Consider the following 19,993-nt stretch of genomic DNA (forward strand, 5'->3'; position numbering starts at 1 on the left):
CTCCACAGCTACAACAACTACTTGTCGCCAATAGCTATGGAGCAGCAGGCGGCTTGATCACCGTAATCGGTGTCCGGAAAAACTTGACCAGAACAAGTTCGCTCCTACCGGTTGGCGCGGTATCAGGTAGGAGGCAACTTGTTGGCGATAGGGGTTGCGCGGTGAATCAGGTCTGACGCTTCGCGAACAAGTTCGCTCCTACCGGGGATTGGTGTTCAGATCAAAAATCCTTGAACAACACCGCCTGGCCCTGCGGTGAGGTGAAGATCCCATCACCGCTGTGGCCCACATTCGGGACTACGACCAAACGCTGATTCAGCCCCTGTGGATGACGTTTCTGCAGGTATTTGAAGAAGTTCTCGCCACGTTCCAGACGTTGCGAGCCTTGCGCTTCTGCGCCGCAGGTCCTGTCCAGAGCCGGGTGTTTCGGGTCGATGTCTTTCTCACCAAGCAAGTAAGTCACGTCGCGTTTCACGTAATCGTCTTCGATCTCAGCCGTTTTGACTTTACCCGCGTAAGGCGGCATGCCGTTCAGACCGTATTTCCATTCGTTGAAGCCCGGGCAACTGGCCTTGGTCACGGGCAACGGTCGCTCGGTATCAAAGTAGGCATACGACGAAGGGTTGGCGATCACGTAGCGCAGCTTGATGCCTTCCTTTTTCAGCAGCACGTCTTCCTTGCCGCCGATCATCAAGTAGCGCTGCACCACTTGCGCACCTCCGGAATGCCCGGCGATGACGATTTCCTTGAGGTTCGGGAACAGCTTGCTGTCGCTCAGGCGACGTAGAATGTGGTCGATGACCAGATACGAGCTGACCGGCTTCGGTCCAACCGCGTTTTCACCCGCCATCCACTGGTCGCCATGCCAGCGCAACACGTTGTCGCCAAGGTGATGCGCAGTGATGTCTTTCTCGTCGAGAAACTGCGGGGCGATCAGCAAGGTTTTATTACGCTGCTTCGACTGGTTGGCAGCGCGTTCGATGCTGCGCAGGTAAGTCGGTGCGTTACGCAACCGTCCATGCAGCACGATGACTGCACGCTCGATCTGCGGCCGGGGCTGATTCCAGTTCAGGCTCATGCCGAGCGTCGCCTGGGTGCCATTGATTGTCAGGCGCTCCGGGCTGATGGATGTGACCGCCTGATCCTCGGCGTGAGCATTGAAACTCAGAAGGGTGCTTAACGACAGGATCAGCAGCGGTTTCATCATGTGATCAGAGGCTCTTGGCAGCGAACGTATCGCATTGGTTGAGTTGGCCCTGGGAAAAGCCGGTTTTGAACCAGCGAACCCGTTGGGCGGATGTCCCGTGTGTAAACGAGTCCGGCACTACGCGCCCCTGACCCTGTTGCTGAAGGCGATCATCGCCAATGGCGTTTGCTGCATTCAAGGCTTCTTCAATATCACCCGGCTCAAGCCAGTTCAAACGCTTTTGTGCGTTATAGGCCCAAACGCCTGCCAGACAGTCAGCCTGAAGCTCCTGGCGAACCAGCAAACCGTTGCTGCCCTCCATGCGCTGACCACTGCGGCGTGCGGCATCAACCTTTTCCGAAACGCCCAGCAATGTCTGCACATGGTGGCCTACTTCGTGAGCAATCACATAGGCCTGAGCAAAATCGCCTGCGGCCTTGAAGCGTTGTGACATTTCGCGGAAGAACTCCATGTCCAGATAGACCTTCTGGTCGGCAGGGCAGTAGAACGGCCCGCTGGCCGATGTGGCAAATCCACAAGCAGACTGCACCTGACCGCTGAACAGCACCAGCGTCGGGTCTTTATATTGGCGACCGCCCAACTGGAAGGCCGCGCGCCAGGTGTCTTCGGTGTCGCCGAGAATCGACCGGACGAACTCTGCCTGTTCATCGTTGGCCGGTGGCGCCTGGCGGGTCTCGCTTGACGTTGGCGCTTGTGTCGCCTGGCCGGTGAGCTGGCCGAGAATCTGCATCGGGTCCTGACCGGTCAACAGACCGATAGCCACGATGATGATCACGCCGCCGATGCCGAGTCCCTTGCCTCCAATGCGCATCCCACCGCCGCCGCTGCTGCCGTCACGTGCGTCCACGACGTTATCGCTGCGCCGACCCTTTTTCCATAGCATGTGGGAATCCTCTTTTAATCCTGTAAGGAGTGTCGCTGCTACCCACAGGCTGCGCCAGTCCGATTGTCAGACGCGTGACCTGAATGGGAGTTGAACGACGTACATCTAGCGCAGGAGTAGAGAGGAGCAGGAGGCAAATAGTTCGCGGTCAGTCCGGGTAATTAGCCCCGTACGAGACGTTGTTCGCTTTTGACCGAGTTCATGAACGCCTGCATGGCCGACGACTGAACACGATGGCGACGGGTAATCAGGCCGTAAGGCGGCAGCCGCGCCTCGAATTTGATCGGCAACACCGCCAGCAAATCGCGTCCGGGATAGTCCTCGACCACCGACACCGGTGTCACGCCGAGCATGTCAGTCTGTTGCACCAGCGACAGTAAGGTCATGATCGACGTGGTTTCAACAATACTGCTGGGGATGTCGACCCTGGCATTGTGGAACACCTGATTGATGATCGACCGCATCGGACTCGGGTGCTGTTGCAGGACCCAGGTCATGTCTTGCATGTCGCCCCAGCCCAGCTGCGTTGCGTTGGCCATGGGGTGCTTTGCGCCGGCAACCACGCAGAGTTCTTCTTCGCCCAGGCTGTCGAACAGCAGATCATCGGAGCGAGCACCGCCGGGAATCCTGCCGAGCACCACGTCCAGTTGATCTTGCAGTAACGCCTGCACCAGCACATCGCTGGTATCGACCTGAATGCTCATGGACAGACGCGGATGGCTTTTCTTCAATTCGGCGATGGTTCGGGTCAGCAGGCCCGAAGCCAGAGCGGGAATCGCACCCACTGCGACCCGGCCAAGGTTGCCGGACTCCAGCGCAACCAGTTCTTCACGCATGCCGCTCAATTCGGCAAACACCATGCGCGCGTAATAGATAACGGTTTCGCCGAACTGCGTGGCGCGCATGCCTCGTGGCAGACGCTCAAACAGTTCGACGCCGAGCAAGTCTTCCGCTTCGTGAAGCATCTTGGTCGCGGCGGGTTGGGTCATGCCGATGTTGTCGGCAGCCCGCCGCAACGAGCCCAGTTCCTGAAGCGCCAGCATCAACCGTAACTGGCGAAGGCGCAGGCGGCTGTGAATCACGTTGGCATCAGGAATACGGGTCATGATCGCGTCTCGCGGAAAAGTCTGGGGCTGAGCCTGACAAGAAATGTCAGGGCTTACTAGCCCCTTGCCATTCATTGCGCGGATTTCGCTTTGGCTGCATGACGCGTGCGCCAGCCCAATGCGTTTCTGATACCGCTGGAAATCAGCGGCCAGAACAACATCAGCAGTGCCGCCGTGGTCAGGCTTCCCACCAACGGATTGGACCAGAAAATGCCCAGTTGCCCGTCGGAAAACAGCATCGACTGGCGGAAGGCATCTTCCGCCTTGTCGCCCAGAACAGCCGCCAGAACCAGGGGCGCAATCGGGTAGCCGAGCTTTTTGAACAGGTAGCCCAAGGCGCCAAAGACCAACATCAGCCCGACATCAAACAGCGAGTTATGCACCGAGTACGCGCCAATTGCACAGATCATGATGATGATCGGGGCAATGATCGAGAACGGAATGCGCAGGATCGAGGCGAACAGCGGCACGGTTGCCAGCACCACGATCAGACTGACGACGTTGCCCAGATACATGCTGGCGATCAGGCCCCAGACGAAATCGTGCTGCTCGACAAACAATGTCGGGCCGGGATGCAGACCCCAGATCATCAAACCGCCCATCATCACCGCAGCCGTCGCCGAACCTGGAATGCCCAGGGTCAGCATTGGCAATAGGGCACTGGTGCCCGCGGCGTGGTCAGCTGTTTCCGGTGCAATAACGCCTTCGACTTCACCCTTGCCGAAGTTGTCGCGGTTTTTCGAGAAGCGGCGCGCCAGGCTGTAACCCATAAACGACGCAGCCGTCGGGCCGCCCGGTGTAATGCCCATCCAGCAACCCACCAGCGTGCTGCGCAAAATGGTTAGCCAGTAGCGCGGTAATTTGGCCCATGTACGCAGAATCGTCATCGGTGTAATGCGCGCATGTTCGCCGCGGAATACCAGGCCTTCTTCAACGGTGCAGAGAATTTCACCGATACCGAACAGGCCGATTACCGCGACCTCGAAGCTGATCCCGGTCATCAGGATCGGTTGGTCGAAAGTCAGGCGCAAGTTGCCGGACACGGTGTCCATGCCGACCGCCGCCATGGCAAAGCCGATCATCATGGCGACCACGGTTTTCAACGGCGGGTTTTTGCTCATGCCGATAAACGTGCAGAACGCCAGCAGATACACCGCAAAGAACTCCGGCGAGCTGAACGACATGGCGAATTCGGCAATGCGTGTCGAGAGAAAGGTCAGCAACAGTACGCCAGCCAGTGCGCCAATCAACGCCGAACTGAATGCGGCGGTCAGCGCCTCTGCGGCTCTGCCGTCACGGGCCATGGGGTAGCCGTCAAAGGTGGTCGCCACCGATGACGGCTCGCCGGGAATATTGAACAGGATCGACGTGATCGACCCGCCAAACAGCGCCCCCCAGTACATGCACGATAAAAGGATGATGGCCGAGACCGGCGACATGGTGAAGGTCAATGGCAGCAGCAGCGCCACGCCGTTGGGGGCACCGAGGCCAGGCAATACGCCGACCAGAATGCCCAGCAGTACACCGACCACCATCAGGCCGATATGGCCCGGCGTGAGGATCAGGTTCATGCCGTGCAGCAGGGAGTCGAATTCACTCATTGCATCGATCTCCCGGCCATTGCCAGCCAGTCACCCACCGGACCTGCGTCCAGTGGAACCTTGAACCACAGCGCGAAGATCAGGTAGCTGGCCAGGACCGCGCCGCCCGATACCGAGCAGATCATCAGTTTGCCGTAAGGCTTGGCCCTAACCCGGTCGCGCCACATGAACCAGGCGATGAACACAGCCGAAGCCATGTAGATACCGGTGAAGGGCATGGCTGCGACGAATAGGGCGATGGGAATGAACACTGACAGGACTTGAGCAAACTGGCTGCGGCTGACAAAGCTGATGTTCAGTGCCTGCCAGCGCACCAGCGTGAGGACGATATTGCCCAGGCTTGCGCAGCCCAACAGCAGTCCGATGTAGAACGGGAAATAACCCGGCTCGGGGCCAGCGTCGCCCCAGCCGATACCTTGCTCAAGGCTGCCGTACATCACCACTGCGCCGATCAGCAGGGTAAACAACGCCAGTCCGAGCTCGACCCAGCGAGTGCCGACCAGCGCAGATGTTTCAGAAGAGTGGGGCATGGAACACCTCCAGATATAACTGCCGGGCGAACACCCGGCAGTGGGGCCTGATCAGTCAGTTCACTCGCGCAGCCAGCCTGCGTCCTTGAACACCGGCGTAACGCGGGCGGTGTCCTGCTGGATGTAGGCACTCAGTTGGTCGCCTTCGAGGAAGGTCGGCACCAGTGCGTTCTGTTTGACGTAGGCCTTGAATTCAGGGGCTTCGGAGACTTTGCGCATCAGTTCGGTATAGAACGCGCGTTGTTCGGCAGTCACTTTGCCTGGCATGAACACGGTACGCGGGAAGCGATACTGATCGACGCCCAGGCCTTGTTCGTGGCAGGTCGGCACGTCGGCCCAGGATTTGTCCCCGGCGACTTTGTCGGTGTAGCCCATGCGCTCTTTACTGAACACGCACAGCGGCTGGACCTGATCACCGCGCCACTGGCTGATGCTTTCGCTGGGGTTGTTCACGTTGGCGGCGATGTGTTTACCGGCCAATTGAGTGGAGGCTTCGCTGCCGCTTTTGAACGGGATGTAAACCAGTTTGCTGCCTGTGGTTTTGTTCAGCAGCAAGGTCAGGGTCTGGTCGACGTCCTTGGACTGGCTGCCGCCCATGCGCAGTTTGGATGGATCGGCTTTAACCGTCTCGTAGAAGCTCTTGGCGTCTTTCCACGGCGCGTCTTTGTAGGTCCAGAGAATGAAGTCGTCTTCAGCGACGGCGGCAACCGGGGTCAGCTCTTGCCATTGATAACCGAGCTTGGAGACCAGCGGCAGCAGGTAAATGTTGTTGGTGCCGATCACCAGCTTGTCGGCATCACCTTCGGACATTTTGAGGTCCAGAAACGCCTCGGCCCCGTTGCCACCGCCTTTGTTGAGGACCACGGTGTTGACGTCCAGCAGCTTGTGAGTGGTGATGATTGACTGGATCAGACGGCCGAGCTGATCAGTCCCGCCACCAGGGCCACCGGCGACGATGATTTCAACGTTCTTGTCGGGTTGCCAGGCATTGGCCAGAGCGGGAAGGGTGCCAGCGCAAACGAGGGAGCAGCCGAGCAGAAGACGGGACGCGCGTCGAAGGGATGCGGTTCGCATGATGATGAAACCTCTATTTCTTGTAATTGTTTTTTGAGCGATTTGCCTGATGCAGGGACCGGCAAATCTTGGGTCGAGTGTGGGAAGCTATTGCGGTGGCGTCTACTCAAAACATCAGATACACCGATAGCCTGGGGTTATCGGTTGGCGAGTTTGGAGGCGTGTCAGTGATATCTGGGGGTAAAGACTTTTTTGGGCTGCCGAAGAAGTCGGACTGTAGGAGTGAGCTTGCTCGCGATGGCGTCTAGTCAGTTCATGTTGAAGTCGACTGATAGATCCAATCGCGAGCAAGCTCACTCCTACAGTTTCAGTATTTACCGAGAGGCAGCGCGCGCTCAAAGATATCCCTGGGTTATCACCGTATGTATTTTTTTGATTAGACGGTTATCGCATCGCCTCTGATAGTGGGCGCCACAGCAACACCTACAACAACAATAAAAAACGAGGTAAGCACCATGGATCGTTCCAGTGCACCCGTGCATCTGCCAGACACAGGTGTCTCTGCCGCTACCGGCAACCCGGCGGTCGCCACTACCGCGCGAGCCACTTCGGTGCGCTGGCGGATTTTTGCCATCATCTTTCTGCTGACCATGGTCAACCTCATCGACCGGGTTTCCCTGTCCATCGCCATGCCCACCATCGCCAAAGAGTTCGAGCTGTCGCCGAGCATGCAGGGCCTGATCCTCAGCAGTTTCTTCTGGGCGTATGCGCTGCTGCAGATTCCCGGTGGCTGGATGATCGACCGCTTCGGTCCGCGTCGCGTCATCACCTGGTCCACCGGTTTATGGGGGACTTTCCAGGTGCTGGCAGGCTTCGCCACGGGCGGCGTTTCGCTGCTGTTTGCGCGGATGTTTCTCGGGGCGGCGGAGGCGCCGTTGTTTCCGTCTGGCGGCAAGCTGATTTCCCTGTGGCTGGCCCCCAGCGAGCGCAGCCGTGGCGCCGTCATGATGGACAGCGGCAGCCCGCTGGGTGTCGCGCTGGGCGGTTTGATCATTGCCTACCTGATTGCCACGCTGGACTCCTGGCGCATGGCATTCGTTATTGCCGGTGTCGCTACGTTACTGCTGGGCTGGGTGTCCTGGCGTTATCTGCGTGATGATCCGTCGGTGCACCCGCAGGTCAATCAGGCTGAACTGGACAAGATCAATGCGGGCCGCGCGACGCCTGCCGCCGAGGCCGCCCGTGCGCCGGTCAAAGGCTTGGGCATTGCCGCTCGTTCGCTGACCGGCCTGCTGGTCGGACGCTCCAGTTGGGCAATGGTCTATTTCGGTCTGCTGACCTGGGGGCCGAGCTATCTGGCTCAGGCCCGCGGCTTTGATATCAAAGGCATTGGCGCGGCGACCTTCGTGATCTTTATTTGCGGTGCGCTGGGCTCGCTGACCGGTGGCTTTTTGTGTGACGGCCTGATTCGCAAAGGCGTGCGCAGAGGGCTGGCGGTCAAAGGTTTGCTGACCTTTTCCGGGCTGATTGCCTTGGCCGCTCTGGTGATGCTGCCAACCCTTAGCAACCCGTTCGCGGCGGTCGGGCTGTTGGCGATGACTGCGTTCTTCCTGATGTGGGGCAGCCTGTACTGGAGTTTTCCGGCATTGCTGGCCGCACCGGCCCGTGTCGGCCTGATCGGCGGTGTGATGAATCTGGCGGGCAGTATCGGCGGGATCTTCGTGCCGATTCTGGTCGGGGTGATCCTGCAGTTCTTCGGTGGCTTCGGGGCAGTGCTCGCTTTCTTTGCTTTCTGCGCGGCACTGTTTGTTCTGGCCACCTTGTTTATCAGCCTGGATGGGCAGCAGGAGGTGGCGGATGTCTGAGTTGTGGAGCGGGCCGATTGTCGATGCCCACCATCATTTCTGGGACCCGCAGGTTAATCACCATCCGTGGCTGGCCCCGGAATCCAACATCCCGTTTCGCTACGGTGATTATTCCGCGATAAAACGTCGTTACCTGCCGCCAGAGTATTTTGCCGACGCCGGTGAGCATCACGTAGTGCAAACCGTTTACGTCGAAACGGAATGGGACCCCCGCGACCCGATTGGCGAGACGCGCTTTGTCGAGCAACTGGCCGTTCGCTACGGGGTGCCCAACGCCATCGTTGCGCAGGCCTGGCTGGATCATCCGGTCGCGCTTGACCTTCTCAAGGCTCAGGCGGCTTTCAAATGCGTGCGCAGCGTCAGGCACAAGCCTGGAGGGCCGACATCACCTGAACAGGTGGGGTCGCAGCTGAGCCTGATGAGCGACGAGCACTGGCGGCGCAGTTTTGCCGCTCTTCACGGTTTGGGCCTGCATTTCGATTTGCAGACGCCCTGGTGGAATCTCCCCGAGGCTGAACAGCTGGCGCGAGACTTCGCCGATACCACGATCATTCTCAACCATGCGGGGCTGCCGTCTGATCGCAGCGAGCAAGGCCTGGCGGGTTGGCACGCTGCAATGAGCCGGGTCGCCGAGCGGCCAAACGTGGTGGTAAAGATTTCCGGTCTGGGCCTGCCGGGCAAACCGTGGCGGGCCGAGGACAACGCTTGGATCGTGCGGGAAATCATCGCCATGTTCGGCGCAGACCGGGCGATGTTCGCCAGTAACTTTCCGGTGGACAGCCTGTGCGGCTCGTTCGACGACATCTACAGCGGCTTCAAACAGATCGTTCGCGATTTGCCTGTCGCCGACCAGCAGCAGCTTTTTTACAGCAATGCGCGACGTATTTACCGTTGCGAGCCTTCAGCCACTGCACAGACGTGGCCCGAACAGATGAGGAATCAAGCATGAGCAAGACTCGAATTGCGATGGTATTGGGTGATCCGGCCGGTATTGGTCCTGAGTTGATTGCCCGCCTTCTGGCCGAGCCGCAGGTGCGCAGCCAGGCGCAGGTGATCCTGATTGCCGACGAAGCCGAAATGCAGCGTGGCATGCAGATCGCCGGTAAGGAGTTTCCCTATCGTCAGGTGCAGTCTCTGCAAGACCTGACTTTCACTGACGACACGCCGTTGTTCTTCAACTATCGCGGCGATGCTGTCGGTGAGTTCTCGCGTAGCGAAGCCAGTGTGATCGGCGGACGTTACTGCCTGGATACGCTGAAAATCGCTGTCGAATTAACCGCCGCAAAAACCACTGATGCGGTGTTATTCGGGCCGCTGAACAAGACCTCGCTGCACATGGCGGGCATGGCTCACAGCGACGAACTGCACTGGTTTGCCGAGTTGCTGGGTTTCGACGGGCCGTTCTGTGAGTTCAACGTGCTGGATAACCTCTGGACCTCGCGCGTGACTTCTCACGTGGCGCTCTCCGCGGTGCCGGGCATGCTCAACCAGAATCGCGTGGTCGAAGCGATTCGACTGATCGACACCGCGCTTAAACGCAACGGCCTGGAGCGTCCGCGTATCGGCGTTTGTGGCCTCAACCCGCACAACGGCGACAATGGCTCGTTTGGCCGTGAAGAGCTGGACATCATCGGTCCTGCCGTTAAAACCGCACAGGAGCAGGGCATTGCAGCAGATGGCCCGTATCCCGGCGATACGATTTTCCTCAAGGTGCAAGGCGATGCCAGTGCCTTTGATGCGGTGGTGACGATGTATCACGACCAGGGCCAGATCGCGATCAAACTGATGGGCTTCTCCCGTGGCGTGACGGTACAGGGTGGTTTGCCGATTCCGATTACCACGCCCGCGCATGGCACCGCGTTTGATATCGCCGGGCAGGGCAAGGCCAATGTCGGCGCGATTCGTCAGGCGTTCGAAATCGCCTGCCGGATGGGGCGCAGTTCTTACTGATTCAACCGAAACTTTTTTTGCCGCAGACCGGTTTTCTCAACGGTCTGCGGTTTTTTATTTAACGAGGATCTGTAGGAGTGAGCTTGCTCGCGATAGCGTTGTTTCAGTCACCAGATTTAGCGACAGGTATACCAAATCGCGAGCAAGCTCACTCCTACAGGATCTCTGTTTTCTTCGCGATAGAATTTTGGGCTCACCTATAACTCTCGCGCCCAACATCCCTCTAAACCGATCACCCCAGGCTATCACTGGATACGCATAAGTGATTAGCCGACACCTCTTCCAGCTGGCTAAATTTCCCCATCGACTTGTCGATCAACAACTACAAAAAGCCGGTCCCGCGCCAAGCAGGACATACCGGCAAACAAGGAAAAGCAGCCCATGAAAATCAAAGCGATCCGTACCCGTGTCTTCGAATGGAAAGGCAAGGTCGTTCCTCCCCAGGCACACTTCTGCACCAATGCCAGCGATATCCTTTTCGAACGTGGCGATGCCATGGGCTCGTTCCGTTTCCATGGCTGGCTGGTGGTGGAAATTGAAACCGACACTGGTCTGGTAGGCATCGGTAACTGCGCCTTGGCACCGCGTGTGGCCAAGGAAATCATTGATACATACCTGGCCCCCATCGCCATCGGCGAGGACCCGTTCGACAACGAATACATCTGGCAGAAAATGTACCGCCAGAGCCACGCCTGGGGTCGCAAAGGCATCGGCATGGCGGCCATCTCGGCCATCGACATCGCCATCTGGGACATCATGGGCAAGGCCGTGAACAAGCCGGTCTTCAAACTGCTGGGCGGGCGCACCAAGGAAAAGATCTGGACCTACGCCTCCAAGCTTTATGCCAATGACAACCTCGACCTGTTTCTCGAAGAAGCTCAGGGCTACCTGAATCAAGGTTTCACCGCGCTGAAAATGCGCTTCGGTTATGGCCCGAAAGACGGCCCCGCAGGCATGCGTCGCAACATCGAGCAGGTGCGTGCGCTGCGTGAGCTGGCTGGCCCGGATGTGGACATCATGCTCGAGTGCTACATGGGCTGGACCCTTGAATACGCCCGCCGCATGTTGCCGAAACTGGCCGAGTTCGAGCCGCGCTGGCTGGAAGAACCTGTGATCGCCGATGACATCGAAGGCTATATCGAGCTGAAGAAGATGGGCATCATGCCGATCTCCGGCGGCGAGCACGAGTTCACCTCCTACGGCTTCAAGGACTTGCTGGAACGCCGTGCTGTGGATGTGATTCAGTACGACACCAACCGCGTCGGTGGGATCACCGCCGCCCGCAAGATCAACGCCATGGCTGAAGCCTGGTCGGTGCCCGTAATTCCCCATGCCGGCCAGATGCACAACTATCACCTGACCATGTCCACCACCGCGTCACCCATGGCCGAGTTCTTCCCGGTGTTCGACGTCGAGGTCGGTAACGAGCTGTTCTACTACGTGTTCAAGGGCGAGCCACAGCCGGTCAACGGTTATATCCAACTGGACGACAACAAGCCGGGCCTGGGGCTGGAAATCTCCGATGAGTATCTGAGCGATTTCAACATCATCGAGTAATGCTCGATTTGTAGGAGCGCGCTTGCCCGCGATGACGTCGGTACATTCGATGCATCTCTAGCGGCAGGTATGGCCCCTTCGCGGGCAAGCGCGCTCCTACAGAATTCATTCTGTGGGGACTACTAATGCGCCTTATCCAATTTGAAAACCAATCCGGTCAACGCCAGGTTGGTGTCGTCGATGGGAACTCGATCAACGTAGTACGTCAAACTCCAAGCACACGCGAGCTGGCCCTTGCCGCCATTCGCGCCGGAAGAAGTCTGGCCGATGAAGTGGCCAGCCGTGGCACAGAGCCCGGTCCTGATTACGCATCACTGTTAAAAAACCAAAAGATTCTGCCGCCACTCGACCACGAAGATCCGGCCCATTGCCTGATCAGTGGCACCGGCCTGACTCATCTGGGCAGCGCCTCGGCACGGGACAAAATGCATCAACATGACGGTCAGGTCGAAGCAGGCATGACGGACACCATGAAGATCTTCAAGTGGGGCATCGAAGGCGGCAAGCCTGCAGCTGGTCAGGTCGGCGCTCAGCCAGAATGGTTCTACAAAGGCGATGGCAGCATTGTCGTGCGGCCGGGGGCTGACTTTCCGGTGCCGTCATTTGCTGAAGATGCGGGCGAAGAGCCTGAACTGACGGGGCTGTATGTGATTGGTGACGATGGTCAGCCGTATCGTTTGGGTTACGCCTTGGGTAACGAGTTTTCCGACCACGTGATGGAGCGCCGTAACTACCTGTATCTGGCGCATTCCAAACTGCGCTATTGCGCCTATGGCCCCGAGCTGCGAGTTGGCGAACTGCCGCGTCATCTGTCTGGCATGAGTCGGGTTTTGCGTGATGGAGAGGTGCTCTGGGAGAAGGAATTTTTGAGTGGCGAGGACAACATGTGCCACAGCTTGGCGAACCTTGAATTTCACCACTTCAAGTACGCGCAGTTCTTGCGTCCAGGGGATGTGCACATCCACTACTTTGGCACCGCGACCCTGTCATTTGCCGATGGCGTGAGGACGCAACCCGGTGATCGTTTCCAGATCAGCCTTGATGCGTTTGGTGCGCCACTGGAAAACGGCATCGGCGAAGGCCCGCAGGCGGTGGGGATTGGGCAGATAAAAGCGTTGTAGCGTGAGTTTGTTGGAGCGAGGCTTGCCCGCGAAGAGGCCGGTACATGCGCCGGATAGTCATGGCCAGTGACATCGATTCGCGGGCAAGCCTCGCTCTAACAGGCTCTACGACATCCCGTAGGACCGGCTTTAGCCGGGAGGGCGCCATTCCTGAGCAAAGAAATGCAGCGTCTCTGCTGGCCCTCTCCCGGCTAAAGCCGGTCCTACGGATGGTTTTCAGCGTCTGACGAGCAACACCCCGGACTCCATATGGTGGGTATACGGAAACTGGTCAAACAGTGCGCACCGCTCGACACGGTGGGTGTCGTGGAGTTGCGCGATGTTGGCTGCCAGGGTTTCCGGGTTGCAGGAGATGTACAGGATGCGTTCGAAGCGGCGGGTCAGCTCGCAGGTGTCCGGGTCCATACCGGCGCGGGGCGGGTCGACGAAGACGCTGCCGAAGTCGTAGCTCTTCAAGTCCACGCCGTGCAAACGGCGGAACGGACGCACTTCATTCAGCGCTTCAGTTAATTCCTCTGCCGACAGTCGCACCAGCGTCACGTTATCCACCGCGTTATCGGCGAGGTTGCTCAAGGCGGCGTTAACCGAGGTCTTGCTGATTTCGGTCGCCAGCACTTTACGGACGCGGGTTGCCAACGGCAGGGTGAAGTTGCCGTTGCCGCAATACAACTCCAGCAAGTCATCTTCACGGTCCCCTAGCGCGGCGTACGCCCAGTCGAGCATCTTCTGATTCACCGTGCCGTTAGGCTGGGTGAATGCACCTTCGGGTTGACGATAACTGAAGGTGCGACCGGCGACTTCGAGCTGTTCGGTCACATAATCACGACCGATGACCAGACGCTGGCCTTTGGAGCGACCGATCAGGCTCACGTCCAGATCGGCGGCCAGCTTTTCAGCCTCGGCCAGCCACTCATCGTCCAGCGGGCGGTGATAACACAGGGTGATCATCGCATCGCCCGCCAGTGTGGTCAGGAAGTCCACCTGGAACAGCTTATGGTTAAGCACCTTGCTGGCTTCCCAGCGGTCGCGCAGTACGGGCATCAGGGCGTTGATGCGCAGGCTGGCGATAGGCAGACCGTCCAGCAGGATCGGATTCTTGTTATCGCCGGGGGTGAACATCGCGTAGTGACGCTTCTGGTCTTCACGCCACAGACGGAACTCGGCGCGCAGCCGGTAGTTTGCCGTGGGCGAGTCAAACACCTGCGGCTCGGGTGCATCAAAAGGGGCCAGCAGTTCACGCAGGCGATCTGCTTTGGCCTGGAGCTGAGTGTCATAGCTCGCAGGATCGAAGGGGATACTCGCACTCATGCCGGAAACCAACCCAATTTAACAACGAACAGAATCGACAGGATCACCAAGGCGGGATTCAGCTCGCGCCACTGGCCCGACAACAGTTTGATGCCTGTCCAGGCGATGAAGCCAAAGGCAATGCCGTTGGCGATGGAGTAGGTGAACGGCATCGCCAGCGCAGTAATAACGACGGGTGCAGCGACCGACAGGTCGTCCCAATCGATTTCGGCCAGACCGGATGCCATCAATACCGCCACGAACAATAGCGCCGGAGCGGTGGCGTACGTTGGGACACTGCCCGCCAGTGGCGCGAAGAACAGTGCCAGCAGGAACAGGATCGCAACCACGATGGCGGTCAGACCGGTGCGGCCGCCCGCACTCACGCCAGCAGCAGATTCGATGTAACTGGTGGTGGTCGAGGTGCCCAGCAGCGAACCGGCCATGGCGGCGGTGCTGTCGGCGATCAGCGCGCGGCCCATCTTCGGCATGTGGCCGTTCTTGTCCATCAGCCCGGCGCGCTTGGCGACGCCTATCAGGGTGCCGGAGTTGTCGAACAGGTCGACGAACAGGAAGGCGAAGATCACGCTGATCAGGCCGACGTCAAAAGCGCCTTTGATGTCCAGTTGCAGGAAGGTCGGGGCCAGCGAAGGAGGCATCGAGACCACGCCGCCGAACGGCGTGAAGCCCAAAGCAATCGATACGATGGTCACGGCCAGAATGCCGATCAATACAGCGCCACGGACCTTGAGTCTTTCCAGGGCAATGATCAAAAAGAAGCCAAGAGTGGCGAGCACCGGTGCCGGTTTTGCCAGGTCTCCCATGCTGAGCATGGTGGCGGGGTTGCTGACCACGATGCCTGCGTTTTGCAAGGCAATCAGCGCAAGAAACAAGCCGATACCGGCGGCAATGGCCGACCGTAGCGGCAGGGGAATGGCATTGATGATCCATTCACGGATACGGAAGATCGACAGGACAAAGAACATCACCGCCGAAATAAACACCGCACCCAGCGCCACCTGCCAGGTGTGCCCCAAGTGCAGCACAACGGTATAGGTAAAGAACGCGTTCAGGCCCATGCCCGGTGCGAGCGCAATCGGGTAGTTGGCGATGATGCCCATGGTCGCCGATCCGATGGCGGCCGCCAGACAGGTGGCGACAAACAGCGCGCCTTTGTCCATGCCGGTCGCGCCGAGGATGCTCGGGTTGACGAACAGGATGTAGGCCATCGCCAGAAAGGTCGTGACGCCCGCGAGAATCTCGGTGCGCACGTTGGTGTTGTGTGCCTTGAGTTGAAACAGCCGTTCCAGCATGTCTGGCTCCCCGGTGACGCGCCTGCGTCGTGAATGAATCGACTAGAACAGCAAAGCACAGACTGCCGAAGCGGCCCGCGGATTTTGTGCAGGTCGGAAAAAGCCGCGCATCATACCAGCCGAACGGGTTTGTGACTGCCTGCCGACGAGTGGTGCGTCTCTGTAATTTCCAAGGCCTTCTGAAACAGCGCTGAATCTGTGGGAGATTCTATGTTCACCTGCAATCCCGTAGGACCGGCTTTAGCCGGGAGGGCGGTATTACTACCGAAGGATATTTAGCGAATGTCCCGACGTCCTCCCGGCTAAAGCGGAACGCCGCCCGGCCGGTCCTACGGAATAGCGCGGTCTATGTGGGAGCCGGGCTTGCCCGCGATACATGAGACGCAGCCAGAAGACACACCACGCTATCGTTTATCGCCCCAATGCCGTTCAAACCACTGAATCCACACTCATCAACAAACCCTGAACGATTCCAAAACTCCACGAGTCGTACCCCTTAAGACGCAGAAAAACTGCGCTGTTTGAGTACCTACCGTGAGGTTTCCATGAGTTCACCAACCCCCCAGGATTTCGCTGGCCACGCGATTAGCCTGACCCTCAACGGTCAGCCGCGACAGCTCAACGTCCAGCCTTGGACCACATTGCTCGACCTGCTTCGAGACCAGCTTGATCTGGTCGGCAGCAAGAAAGGCTGCGATCACGGCCAGTGCGGCGCGTGTACCGTTCTACGCGATGGCAAGCGCGTCAATTCCTGCCTGACCCTGGCGATCATGTGTGACGGCGCAGAGCTGACCACGATTGAAGGGCTGGCAGACGGCGAGCAACTGCACCCGATGCAGCAAGCCTTCATCAAGCATGACGCCTTTCAATGCGGCTACTGCACGCCGGGGCAGATTTGCTCGGCGGTCGGCCTGGCCAATGAGGGGCGCGCCAACAGCCGTGCCGAGATCCAGGAACTGATGAGCGGCAACCTGTGCCGCTGCGGTGCCTATAGCAATATCCTGGCGGCGGTGGAAGAAGTACTGCCGGAGCTGCGCAGCGCCCATTCAGAGACGGGTAGCTTCGAGAAAGCGGAGGGCAGCCGATGAATCCCTTTACCTATAGCCGCCCAACCAGTGTCGACGAGGCCGTCAATCTGAGCGGCGCTGCGACCCGGTTCATCGCGGGCGGTACTAACTTGCTCGATCTGATGAAAGAAAACGTCGCACGCCCCGAGCATCTGATCGACATCACCCGCTTGCCGCTGAACGACGTCAGCGAAACCGCCGACGGTGGGCTGCTCATCGGCGCGCTGGTGAGCAACGCTGATCTGGCCTGGCATCCGTTGATCGAGCAACGTTATCCGCTGCTGTCCCAAGCCGTGCTGGCCGGAGCATCGCCACAGCTTCGCAACATGGCGAGCACGGGTGGCAACCTGTTGCAGCGCACCCGTTGCTATTACTTCTATGACTCCACTGTGCCGTGCAACAAGCGCGAGCCTGGCAGCGGTTGCCCGGCGCGCGACGGCCTGAACCGTATCCACGCGATCCTGGGGGCCAGCGATGAATGCGTTGCGACCCACCCTTCGGACATGTGCGTAGCCCTTGCCGCACTTGAGGCTGTTGTCCATGTTCAGGGACGCGCAGGACAGCGCACCATCGAGTTTGCCGACTTCCATCGTCTGCCCGGCGATGCGCCTCAGCGTGATAACCAATTGGCTGATGACGAGCTGATTACCGCAATCGAACTGCCGCCCCCCAGCTTCGCGGGTCAGGGCAAGTACCTGAAAATCCGTGATCGGGCTTCCTACGCCTTTGCGCTGATCTCGGTTGCGGCTTCCCTTGAGCTTGATGGCGATGTCATTCGTAACGTGCGTCTGGCGCTGGGCGGTGTCGCTCACAAGCCTTGGCGTGACAAGGTTGTAGAGCAAATGCTGGTAGGCAAGCCGGTGTCCCGCGAGAACTTCGCAGCCGCCGCCGATGCACTAATGGCCGATGCCGAGCCGCTTGAACACAACGCTTTTAAAGTCAAACTGGCACGTCGGGCGATCATTCGTACCCTCAGCGATGCCGCGGTCGATGCAGCCGCCACAGGAGGAAGCGCCCAATGAATACGTCTGTTTCGCCACTGGGCCAAGCGCTTGATCGCGTCGATGGCAAGCTTAAGGTTACCGGTCAGGCACGTTATGCCGGTGAGTATCCGGAAACCGGTCTGCTGCATGGCAGCGTGGTCTCCAGCACCATCGCTCGCGGTCGTGTGACGCACATCGACATCACCGAAGCCCTGCGCGTGCCGGGCGTTGTGATGGTGCTTGATCACAAGAACCGTCCCAAGCTCGCCAGTTACGACGAGAACTATGAAGACGCCGACTCGGCAGACGGCTCGCCATTTCGTCCGCTGTATAACGATCGCGTGCTGTACAGCGGCCAGCCGCTGGCGCTTGTCGTGGCTGAGACCCTTGAACTGGCGCGTTATGCCGGTTCTCTGGTGCGTATCGAGTATCTGGTCGAGGCCCATGAAACCGATCTGCTGGAAGTGCAGGGCGACAGCTACGCCGCACCTGCCGAACTGCCCGCGCCGCGCGGTGACTTTCAGGCGGGTTTTGCCAGTTCCGCACTGACCGTCGATGCCCATTACAGCACCCCGGTCGAGCATCACAATCCGATGGAACCGCATGCTTCGACGGTGTTTTACAAGGATGATGGCAGTCTGCAAGTCCATGACAAGACCCAAGGGCCGCAAAACTGTCAGGACTATCTGCACAACGTGTTCGGCATCGCGAAAGACAAGATTCAGGTGCTGGCTGCCTTTGTCGGCGGAGCGTTCGGTTCCGGGCTGCGTCCGCAGTATCAGCTGCCGTTGGCGGTTATGGCTGCGCTGGAGCTCAAGCGCTCAGTGCGCGTCACCCTGACCCGGCAGCAGATGTTCACCTTTGGCTATCGTCCACGCACCTTGCAGCACTTGCGTCTCGGTGCAGCCGCCGATGGCCGTTTGCTGGCAGTAGGGCACGGGGCAATCGGTCAGACGTCCCGCTTTGAAGATTTCAGCGAGCACGTCGTGGAATGGAGCGGCATGCTCTACAAGTGCGACAACGTCGAACTCACTTACAAATTGGCACCACTGGACGTGTACACCCCGCTGGACATGCGCGCGCCAGGTGCTGCGCTGGGCCTGATCGGCCTGGAATGCGCCATGGACGAACTGGCTATTGCCCTGGCAATGGACCCGGTTCAACTGCGTGTGGTTAATTTCGCTGATCGCAATGGCAACGAAGACAAGCCGTATTCCAGCAAACAGTTGCAGGCTTGTTATACCCAGGGCGCAGATCGTTTTGGCTGGAGCCAACGTAATCCTGAGCCGCGCAGCATGCGTGAAGGCCGTCAATTGATCGGCTGGGGCATGGCGGGCGGTGTCTGGGAAGCGATGCAGATGAAAGCCAGTGCCAAGGCGCACATCGACGCACAGGGCAAATTGACCGTCAGCAGTGCGACAACCGATATCGGCACCGGCACTTACACGGTAATGACGCAGATCGCGGCCGAAGCAGCGGGCGTTGCTGTTGAAGACACCACTTTTGTGCTGGGGGATTCGTCGTTGCCAACCGCGCCCTTGCAGGGTGGCTCGTTCACGGTGTCATCCGTGGGCACTGCTGTGCAGCAGGCCAGCAAGGCGTTACGAGAGAAGTTGTTCACCGCAGCGGGTCAGATTGACGCGAAGTTTTTCGCCGCGAAAGTCGAGCAAATGACCGTGGCCGATGGATACGTGTCGTTGGGCGATCACCGGTTGGCACTGAGTGAAGTGCTGAGCAGTTGGCCTGACGGTTTGCAGGTGCAGGTCGATGCCGAGCCTGATGCGAAGCGTGAGGGGTATTCGACCGCTACACACTCAGCCGTATTCGTTGAGGTGCAGGTTGATGAGGACCTTGGCACGATTCGCGTCAGCCGGGTGGTCAGCGCAGTGGCAGCAGGCCGAGTGGTCAACCCGAAAATGGCTCGCAGCCAGATCCTTGGCGGCGTGGTCTGGGGGTTGGGCATGGCACTGCAGGAAGAAACCCAGAGTGACCATAAACTGGGCCGCTTCATGAACCACAGCCTCGCCGAGTACCACATCCCGGTCAACGCCGATATCAACGACATAGACGTGATTTTTGTCGAAGAAAACGACGATATCGTTAACGCGCTGGGCTCAAAAGGCGTGGGCGAGATTGGCATCGTCGGTGTCGCGGCGGCAGTCGCCAATGCGATTTACCATGCAACCGGCAAGCGGGTTCGGGACTTCCCGATAACGCTGGATAAGGTGCTCTGACGGCATCACCCCTTTGCAAACTCGCAACTTTGTGGGAGCAGGGCTTGCCCGCGATGCATGAGACGTAGCTAGAAGACATACCGCGTTATCGTTTATCGCGAGCAAGCTCAGCTCCCACAGGTTTTTCGCAATTCCGTAGGACCGGCTTTAGCCGGGAGGGGGACAGCACATTAGCTGCATCTGTGTTGTTAGAAACACTGCCCTCCCGGCTAAAGCCGGTCCTATGTATGGACTCGCCCCTACTTTCAACCCGCTTTTTGAACACTGCTACCCGG

The 19,993-nt window shown here is 59.0% G+C and carries 16 protein-coding genes; 8 read left to right on the forward strand and 8 right to left on the reverse strand.

Annotated elements, in window-relative coordinates:
• Nucleotides 1–220 precede the first annotated feature (220 nt).
• The 6 genes from AO242_RS19690 to AO242_RS19715 all read right to left on the reverse strand — a co-directional run bounded on the left by AO242_RS19690 (nucleotide 221) and on the right by AO242_RS19715 (nucleotide 6,401).
• Entirely contained in the window at nucleotides 221–1,207 is a 987-nt protein-coding gene (locus tag AO242_RS19690) for a hypothetical protein (protein WP_099270047.1), read from the reverse strand.
• Between the two features lie 4 nt (nucleotides 1,208–1,211).
• Nucleotides 1,212–2,090: a KPN_02809 family neutral zinc metallopeptidase gene (gene ypfJ / locus AO242_RS19695; RefSeq protein ID WP_099270048.1), complete on the reverse strand. Its 879-nt coding sequence runs from the start codon at nucleotides 2,088–2,090 to the stop codon at nucleotides 1,212–1,214.
• 161 nt (nucleotides 2,091–2,251) lie between these two features.
• Complete coding sequence (locus AO242_RS19700; RefSeq protein WP_099270049.1) at nucleotides 2,252–3,196, reverse strand: LysR family transcriptional regulator; 945 nt, start codon at nucleotides 3,194–3,196, stop codon at nucleotides 2,252–2,254.
• A 71-nt stretch (nucleotides 3,197–3,267) separates the two neighbouring features.
• Complete coding sequence (locus AO242_RS19705) at nucleotides 3,268–4,797, reverse strand: tripartite tricarboxylate transporter permease (protein WP_027900501.1); 1,530 nt, start codon at nucleotides 4,795–4,797, stop codon at nucleotides 3,268–3,270.
• Nucleotides 4,794–5,327 carry a tripartite tricarboxylate transporter TctB family protein gene (locus AO242_RS19710; RefSeq protein ID WP_027900500.1) on the reverse strand — a complete coding sequence of 178 codons (534 nt, stop codon included), beginning with the start codon at nucleotides 5,325–5,327 and terminating at the stop codon, nucleotides 4,794–4,796. The genes AO242_RS19705 and AO242_RS19710 overlap by 4 nt, the downstream gene beginning before the upstream one ends.
• Before the next feature lie 60 nt (nucleotides 5,328–5,387).
• The gene (locus AO242_RS19715; RefSeq protein WP_099270050.1) at nucleotides 5,388–6,401 is read right to left on the reverse strand and encodes a Bug family tripartite tricarboxylate transporter substrate binding protein; all 1,014 of its coding nucleotides are present in this window, start codon (nucleotides 6,399–6,401) and stop codon (nucleotides 5,388–5,390) included.
• 455 nt (nucleotides 6,402–6,856) lie between these two features.
• On the opposite strand from AO242_RS19715, the gene AO242_RS19720 reads away from it, so the two are divergent.
• The 5 genes from AO242_RS19720 (at nucleotide 6,857) to araD1 (ending at nucleotide 12,834) form a co-directional block, all read left to right on the forward strand.
• Nucleotides 6,857–8,206: an MFS transporter gene (locus AO242_RS19720; RefSeq protein WP_099270051.1), complete on the forward strand. Its 1,350-nt coding sequence runs from the start codon at nucleotides 6,857–6,859 to the stop codon at nucleotides 8,204–8,206.
• Nucleotides 8,199–9,155: an amidohydrolase family protein gene (locus AO242_RS19725; RefSeq protein ID WP_099270052.1), complete on the forward strand. Its 957-nt coding sequence runs from the start codon at nucleotides 8,199–8,201 to the stop codon at nucleotides 9,153–9,155. The genes AO242_RS19720 and AO242_RS19725 overlap by 8 nt, the downstream gene beginning before the upstream one ends.
• Nucleotides 9,152–10,156, forward strand: a complete 1,005-nt coding sequence (locus tag AO242_RS19730; protein ID WP_099270053.1) for a 4-hydroxythreonine-4-phosphate dehydrogenase PdxA — start codon at nucleotides 9,152–9,154, stop codon at nucleotides 10,154–10,156. Before AO242_RS19725 ends, AO242_RS19730 begins: the two co-directional genes overlap by 4 nt.
• 381 nt (nucleotides 10,157–10,537) lie before the next feature.
• The gene (locus AO242_RS19735) at nucleotides 10,538–11,713 is read left to right on the forward strand and encodes an L-rhamnonate dehydratase (RefSeq protein WP_027900495.1); all 1,176 of its coding nucleotides are present in this window, start codon (nucleotides 10,538–10,540) and stop codon (nucleotides 11,711–11,713) included.
• A gap of 125 nt (nucleotides 11,714–11,838) precedes the next feature.
• Nucleotides 11,839–12,834: an AraD1 family protein gene (gene araD1, locus AO242_RS19740; protein ID WP_099270054.1), complete on the forward strand. Its 996-nt coding sequence runs from the start codon at nucleotides 11,839–11,841 to the stop codon at nucleotides 12,832–12,834.
• Nucleotides 12,835–13,050: 216 nt separating this feature from the next.
• Here the strand turns inward: araD1 and trmA are convergent, their stop codons facing one another.
• Both trmA and AO242_RS19750 read right to left on the reverse strand, forming a co-directional pair.
• Nucleotides 13,051–14,142, reverse strand: coding sequence for a tRNA (uridine(54)-C5)-methyltransferase TrmA (trmA, locus tag AO242_RS19745; protein ID WP_099270055.1), 1,092 nt, complete (start codon nucleotides 14,140–14,142; stop codon nucleotides 13,051–13,053).
• Nucleotides 14,139–15,434 (reverse strand): NCS2 family permease, encoded by a 1,296-nt coding sequence (locus tag AO242_RS19750; RefSeq protein WP_099270056.1) that lies wholly within the window; start codon nucleotides 15,432–15,434, stop codon nucleotides 14,139–14,141. Before AO242_RS19750 ends, trmA begins: the two co-directional genes overlap by 4 nt.
• 545 nt (nucleotides 15,435–15,979) lie before the next feature.
• Between AO242_RS19750 and AO242_RS19755 the strand changes: the two genes are divergently transcribed.
• The 3 genes from AO242_RS19755 to AO242_RS19765 are packed head-to-tail and all read left to right on the forward strand — an operon-like array spanning nucleotide 15,980 to nucleotide 19,718.
• Nucleotides 15,980–16,522: a (2Fe-2S)-binding protein gene (locus AO242_RS19755; protein WP_099270057.1), complete on the forward strand. Its 543-nt coding sequence runs from the start codon at nucleotides 15,980–15,982 to the stop codon at nucleotides 16,520–16,522.
• Entirely contained in the window at nucleotides 16,519–17,523 is a 1,005-nt protein-coding gene (locus AO242_RS19760; protein ID WP_099270058.1) for an FAD binding domain-containing protein, read from the forward strand. The genes AO242_RS19755 and AO242_RS19760 overlap by 4 nt, the downstream gene beginning before the upstream one ends.
• Complete coding sequence (locus AO242_RS19765) at nucleotides 17,520–19,718, forward strand: xanthine dehydrogenase family protein molybdopterin-binding subunit (protein ID WP_099270059.1); 2,199 nt, start codon at nucleotides 17,520–17,522, stop codon at nucleotides 19,716–19,718. The genes AO242_RS19760 and AO242_RS19765 overlap by 4 nt, the downstream gene beginning before the upstream one ends.
• The last annotated feature ends 275 nt before the right edge of the window (nucleotides 19,719–19,993 follow it).

It is taken from the genome of Pseudomonas sp. ICMP 561 (assembly GCF_002699985.1).
GTDB classification, from domain to species: Bacteria; Pseudomonadota; Gammaproteobacteria; order Pseudomonadales; family Pseudomonadaceae; genus Aquipseudomonas; species Aquipseudomonas quasicaspiana.